The sequence below is a fragment of the Halococcus agarilyticus genome (assembly GCF_000334895.1).
GTDB lineage: Archaea > Halobacteriota > Halobacteria > Halobacteriales > Halococcaceae > Halococcus > Halococcus agarilyticus.
In genome coordinates this window covers 21754-28054 of the sequence record NZ_BAFM01000030.1, presented here as the reverse complement: position 1 = coordinate 28054, position 6301 = coordinate 21754, and the positions used below count along the sequence as shown (strand labels likewise).

At 59.9% G+C, this 6301-nt stretch carries 3 protein-coding genes and 2 pseudogenes; 1 reads left to right on the top strand and 4 read right to left on the bottom strand.

The window, feature by feature from the left end:
- Positions 1-127 precede the first annotated feature (127 nt).
- From TX76_RS17810 to TX76_RS16225, 4 genes and pseudogenes are all read right to left on the bottom strand, one after another.
- A pseudogene (locus TX76_RS17810) lies at positions 128-257 on the bottom strand (IS5/IS1182 family transposase); the annotation flags it as partial.
- Positions 258-613: 356 nt separating this feature from the next.
- Positions 614-2095 carry a D-alanyl-D-alanine carboxypeptidase/D-alanyl-D-alanine endopeptidase gene (gene dacB, locus TX76_RS16235; protein ID WP_049903938.1) on the bottom strand — a complete coding sequence of 494 codons (1482 nt, stop codon included), beginning with the start codon at positions 2093-2095 and terminating at the stop codon, positions 614-616.
- Positions 2096-3233: 1138 nt separating this feature from the next.
- Positions 3234-4036 (bottom strand): annotated as a pseudogene (locus TX76_RS16230) (DUF7260 family protein).
- Between the two features lie 35 nt (positions 4037-4071).
- Positions 4072-5130: a dipeptide epimerase gene (locus TX76_RS16225; RefSeq protein WP_049903936.1), complete on the bottom strand. Its 1059-nt coding sequence runs from the start codon at positions 5128-5130 to the stop codon at positions 4072-4074.
- 97 nt (positions 5131-5227) lie between these two features.
- Between TX76_RS16225 and TX76_RS16220 the strand changes: the two genes are divergently transcribed.
- Entirely contained in the window at positions 5228-6253 is a 1026-nt protein-coding gene (locus TX76_RS16220; RefSeq protein WP_049903935.1) for a C40 family peptidase, read from the top strand.
- Positions 6254-6301: the final 48 nt, after the last annotated feature.

Here is a 6301-nt window from a genome sequence, read left to right as displayed (position 1 = left end):
CGTCGGGGTGCTCTCCTCGGCCCAACACTCAAGAGATGCCGTGTTCAACGTCTCTTCGAGCAGTTCTTGGAGTTGCATAGACACCAGACCCAGGAACTGCTCGTACTTTGACTAGACAGTGCCGCAACAGCCATCGGTCTCGATCCTTGGTAATAAACGAGGTACTCACCGTCCAGTGCAGTAATTTCGTATTCGGTGTACCAGTTCTGGAAGCCGTTGTCAGCAGCCACGGACCGCAGGTCGTTCCTTCGACGGCAGTCTGGGTTGGGTTCCAATGAGTGAGATGCTATGCGCTCGCTCGGTCTCGGCTCGCAGGTCGAGACAACCAACGATCGCAGCGTTCACGCGAACCGGACAGCGACCGACTCGGCATCGTCAGCTTTGGCATGACCGGCACCGTCGTCGACGGTCCGGTCGATGCCGGCGGCTACCGCTGTGGAAGATCAGGTACGATGACTTCGCGATCGGTTGGTCGGTAGGGTACTGGCTCGCGGACTGAACTCGACGCTGCCCCGATTATGTGTAGTGTTCAACGACGCGATTGCCGCCGTGAATCGCATTTGGCCAACCAACCGGTGAAAATCATACAATATACTGATCTTAGTAAGTAGTTTCAAGCATTGACGAACGCCTCCACCAGTCTGTCTTGGTACGCCCGTGCTTCGTCGAGGCCTACTGTCATATTCGACATGAGTATCGAGAACGCTACATCGGCGTCGTTCGGACGCCGAATTATTCCGGACAGTGCCCGCGTCCCCCGAACGGTTCCCGTCTTCGCCTGCACGGGAACATCAACGTTATCGAGGCGGTAGGTGAGGGTCCCCTCGCCGGGCGTCGCCAATGACTCGAAGAGTGCCGAACTCCAGGGTTTGTGCGCGACCCACTGTAAGAGTGAAACAATGTTCCGAGCTGAGAGGAGGTTGAATTGTGAGAGTCCAGAACCGTCGCGAAGCATTGTCGCATTGGTACCTAGGCTTTTGAAGTATGCGTTCGCTATATCAGTCCACGTGTTGAAGGACCCCTGATCAGCGGCAGCGCGGGCAGTGGCGAGCGCGAGCTGGTCTGCGGTGACATTGTTCGAGTTTTTGAGCATTGGTCCTAGTATCTCTCTGAGCGGAGCGGACCGTATTGATGACTCGAACACCGACTGCGACGTCCCGGTGGCCTTAGTCCGCAGGACAACATCGCCTTTGACCTTCACATTCCTTGTTTTTAGAGCCTGCGCAAAGACCTTCCCACAGTGCTTGTCGGGCCGCATTACGGGGGCGAGTTCAGTTTCTTCGTACCCTGGGGGGAGTTCACCGATAGCGTGAATCGTGTTGTTCACTCGGTCGAGGTATGTGTAAAAGTAACCGTCTTCGCCTTCAGAGACCGCCGATATGTGTGACTCGACGTTTACTACCGAGGAATTTGGAGAGATCGACAGGTTGAGTCCCTTATCAGTATGTTTGGCAGTGATAGATACCTTGTTCCAGTTGAGTGCCAGTGCAGAACTAGGCGCGCCATAGGAATATTGTGGGTCCTCCCAGGTCCATCCTTCTGGGTAGCCCGGTCCACGGACTGAAAAGATCGGCCCGTAGCCGTCCGTCTCGAACGCGCTGATGTCGACGACAATGTCGCCGTGGATACCCTTGACACCGGTCTCCACAACATCAGTAGCAAGCCTTTCGAGGTCGCTTTCCGACAGTATTGCACCGGTCCCGTAAAGGATGAGGTCTCCGTGGAGCTGGCTTCCCTTCGATTCGCCGTTACTGCGGACAGTAGTCTTGAAGCGATAGTCAGGACCTAGGTGCTTCAATGCGAGTGTTGACGCGACGAGTTTCACGTTTGAGGCCGGCTTGACAGCCTTATCGGCTTCATGTCTTGCCAACACGTTCCCATCTTCGGTGAGTTCCTTGGCATACACTGAGACGATCCCACCCGGGAACTTCTCGTCGGCCCGCGCGAGCAGTGCTTCAGGATCGCCGCCCTCGATCTCTTCCGCAGACGTACTCTCGGGACGTGCCGCTGCTTCACCGATCAATGTACTGCTGGTGGCGATACCACTCGCTTGTAAGAACGTCCGTCTGTCGAATGTATTGCTTTGGTCCGACATCTTCAGATCCTTCAAAGGGGTGCTACAAATAATAGACGCCTAGCATGATAATAGCACTACAAAACCAAGCACTCATAGTTAGGAGCTCCGAACGGCGATTTGTATGCATGAAACGCGCGGCTAACTCCAGCTGACCGATACTATCCAACACTATCTAATTCTTCTGAACAAGCTGTTCAAGCGCCGACTGCTACTGGTGTATGCCGGGACCGTGGTTGCGATCGGTGTTGTCGTCGGAGCGGTGTTCAACCGTCTGCTTGTCTGAACATCCTGGCTCGTAAGTGCCGCTCCGTGGAACGGAACCCGATCCTCAACAGCAGAAGCCGATCAAAATCACACATCTGTTCGGCGGAACCGAGTGTCTCGCACCGCCGCGATGTGTCAAGAGCGACTCACAGCTCAGATGCTTAAACTAGACAGCGTGATGTGGATTGAGACACAATACCACTGACATCATGAGCGAGGCAGTTTACGAATGCGTGGGGTGCGAGCATCGGCATCCCCGACGATCAGGGGAGAAGCCTGCGTCGTTCGCTTGTCCGGAGTGCCGGGGTGTGATGAGGTGTATCGCCCCGATGTAGATTACGCTCCCAGTGTGGCGAGGATCGCACTCATCACCAGACGGCCTCCGGTTGCGCGATAGCGACGGTCTTTCGTAGACCACGAAAACGGGAATGTCGGTAGTGCTGGCGGGTGCTGTCACGGTTGGCATCCGTGAGGATCGAATTACAACTCGCCGACGAAACGCATCCTCCCGGCGCACCCGCCATGACAGTCCACTCGTCTCGGTGACCTCGTCCATTTTCCGTGTTGTACAGGGGTAGGTGCGAAACGATCCGCTACCGCATAGTATGACTAGGTTCGCTTCGGAGTACGATATTGAGTGCGTCGGCGTCGATGGTGGGACCTGTCCCTGAATGGCACTGAGGACTGTAGGCATCACTCACCATCGAAACCTACTGTCCCGACGCGCTCGGCTTCTCGCTGACAGTCGATCAGTCCCGCACGGACGAGCGTGAGCCCGACCCAGTCGCCGATGAGCCGGATCGGATTCGGAGTACGTTCCACGACATCGTTTGGGAGGTATTGACGGGCTTGGAAGCGGCTTCAATGAGCAGCAGAACGGGCTGGTTCCAATCTACGATGTGGCGTTTCGTGACCTGAGTTCTCGTTCGACACCGTGTTGGGCGGTACGAAGCGTCTCGGCGAGGCTGGCGATGTCTGTCAGGACGGGATAGGTCACTGGGAGTGACTCATAGAGATACTGTGTGAACTCGTGATCGATACGGCGAGTGCTGGGAATGCGCTGTTGGTTGAGGGTGGTTTGCCGGTCGGCGGCGAGCTGGTCACATTCCGCTTCTCGGGTGTGGAGGCAGTCTCGTGCGGTCGCGAGGTCTTCATCGATCCAGGCGTGGAATGACTGGGCGGAGAGGATGTCATCGAGATCGGCACCGAGGCGAGTGAGATGCTCGTCGGCAGCTTCGAGAGCGGTATGTTCGTGTTTCAGGCCCTGTAAGAGGGCGTGCCGGCTCTGGCGAGCGTGGTGACTGATGTCGATGAGTTGGTCTCGGAGGTGAGGCGTGAGGTGATCGTTCATTGTCATCGCGGTGGCGATCTCGGGACCGAACTCCTCGGCGAGGCTCTCGGAGAGTGAGTCATCGTATTCTTCCTGGTAGTGAGGGACGCTCATGACGGTGTCACGGTATCACGCGCACGCGCGAGTGGGGATTCTGCACGTCCTGCAGTTCTGGAAGCGACCAGTGTCTGCACGGGTGAGTGCCGAGCATGATTTGAGTCGGGAGCGACCGACGAGACATCGAGGGAGGAGATGCGGTCGGTAAATTTCGCGAATGCGTCACGCTCAATTGTAGTGCGGTCGTGGTCAGTTTTGACGATTTCTATTGCGGACCGTACATGGGTTGGAACGAAGCGTGTTGACATCGTGCTGAGAGACGAGGATCGATCACTCACTCGTGTTAATCGATATCAGGAACGATACCGTGACCAGGCCCGTCGATCGAAACGGCGGGGCCGACTGTCGGCTCCCGGAAGTCTGTTTCCAGCGAAAGGTTTCCGTCGAGGTCCACGTAATCGAACGCTCCAGTGCCTGCAACGAGGTGGGCCGCGGCGTGAATCCCGATGCTCGATTCGAGCATGCACCCGATCATTAGGTTGACGTCGCTCGCTTGGGCGAGGCTCACGATATCGAGCGCACCGAGCACACCGGACTTCATGAGTTTGACATTGATGATGTCGGCGGCTCCGCGTTCAATGACCCGTCGAGCATCGGTCGGGGAGTATACGCTCTCGTCAGCAGCGACGGGAACCCTGACGGCGTCGCGGACACGCTTCAGGTCGGTGAGGTCGGCACCCGGAACGGGCTGTTCGAGTAAATCGATCGTCACCCCGCGGTCGTTGAGGCGATCGACGAACGAAAGCGCCTCCTTCGAGGTGTAGCCTTGGTTGGCGTCGACAGTAATGGTCGCGTCGGGGGCGGCGTCCGCGACCGCCGCGACGCGGGCAGCGCCGTCTGCAATCGACTCGCCGACTTTCACCTTGAGGTCGGTGAATCCCGCGCCGACGGCGTCGGTCGCCTTCTCTCGGGCGGTTTCGAGATCGACGATACTGACCGTGATGTCGGTTCGCACGGGTCGATCCCGACCGCCGACGAACGCCGCGAGTGAGCAGCCGAGCGACCGACACCGGGCGTCGAACAGTGCGATTTCGAGTCCCGCCCGTGCCGTGTGCTGAGCGGCGAATGACTCGCGGAGCGCAGCGACGTGTCCCCGGTAGTCCGCGATCGGCTCGCCGACGAGCAGCTCCCGCGCCGCACGACACGCCGCCAGCGCGGTCCCCTGCGTCTCGCCCGTGATGTGGGGCACCGGCGCGGCCTCGCCGAACCCCCGCGTCCCGTCGGCGAGTTCGACCGCGAGAACGACGTTTGCTAGTTCGTGTTGTTCACCGAGCGATATCACGAACGGCGAGGAGAGCGGTGTCGAGAGCTCTTCGACGGCTATCGACTCGATGGTTGGCATCGGTACCGAGAAGCTACTCGTGGACGGCTCAAAGCTGGCGTGCCTGTCATACTAGGGAACGCGCTGATTGCACTCAGGACGTAATCGTCGTCACGGCATGGACGACGCTACCAGACTTCGCCTCGCTCTCCAGCGGACGCGGGTGCGCCACGCGCCCGACGACCGAGTCGCGGTGTTCGAACTGACGGTCGACGACCGCGGCTCCACGCCGACGCTCTCGGGACTCGTCTCCGACGAGTACCTCCGAACGTGTGCGCTCCGGGCGGCCGACGGCGTGATTGACGCGGACGACGCCTCGATCCAAGTTCTCGCGACCAACACCACGCCGAAGACGGTTCGATCCGGACCGGTGGCGGTCCGTGACGCGCCGTCGGGCGACGGCGAGCGCGTGACCGAACTCCTCGACGGTGCGGCGGTCAAGGCCTACGATCGAGGGCCCACTGCCGCAGCGCGAGATGATATCGACCGTGAGGACGCTACCGCAGCACCCAACGGTGAGGACGCCTGGCGTCGGGTTCGTACCCCCGACGGTTACGTCGGATGGGTGCGCACGGCGGCGGTGACCGATCCCGTCGACGTGGTTCCAGACCACATCCTCCGGTCGGCCGTCGAAACCCGAACAGAAGTGCTGTATCCGGGCACCGAGGTTCAGGTTGACGGCCATGCCGGTGACGCATGGCGCATCACCCTCCGAACGGGCGAGCGCCACACGGTGCCGGCCACGGCGGTGGTCCCCCGGGAGCCGCCGGTGGACGCCGTCAAGAGGGTCGTCGCAGTCGCCCGGTCGTATCTCGGAACGCCGTATCGGTGGGGTGGCATGACCACCGAGGGAATCGACTGCTCGGGGCTCGTGTGGCTGGCGTACCGCGTCGCCGGCGTCACTCTCCCACGCGACGCCGACCAGCAGCGCCGGATGGGACGCGAGGTGGATCGCGGCCGGCTCGCACGGGGCGACCTCCTCTTCTTCCCGGGGCACGTCGCCATCAGCCTCGGCGATGAACGGTTCGTCCACGCGTACGGCGACGCCGGCGAGGTGGTCGTCAACAGCCTTGATCCCGGCGACGACGACTACCTCGATATACTGGACGAGACGTTCGTGATGGCGACACGGGTTTTCCCTTAACGGACATCGTTTGATGGAGGTATTCACTGGCCGATCCAGCCGAGATAG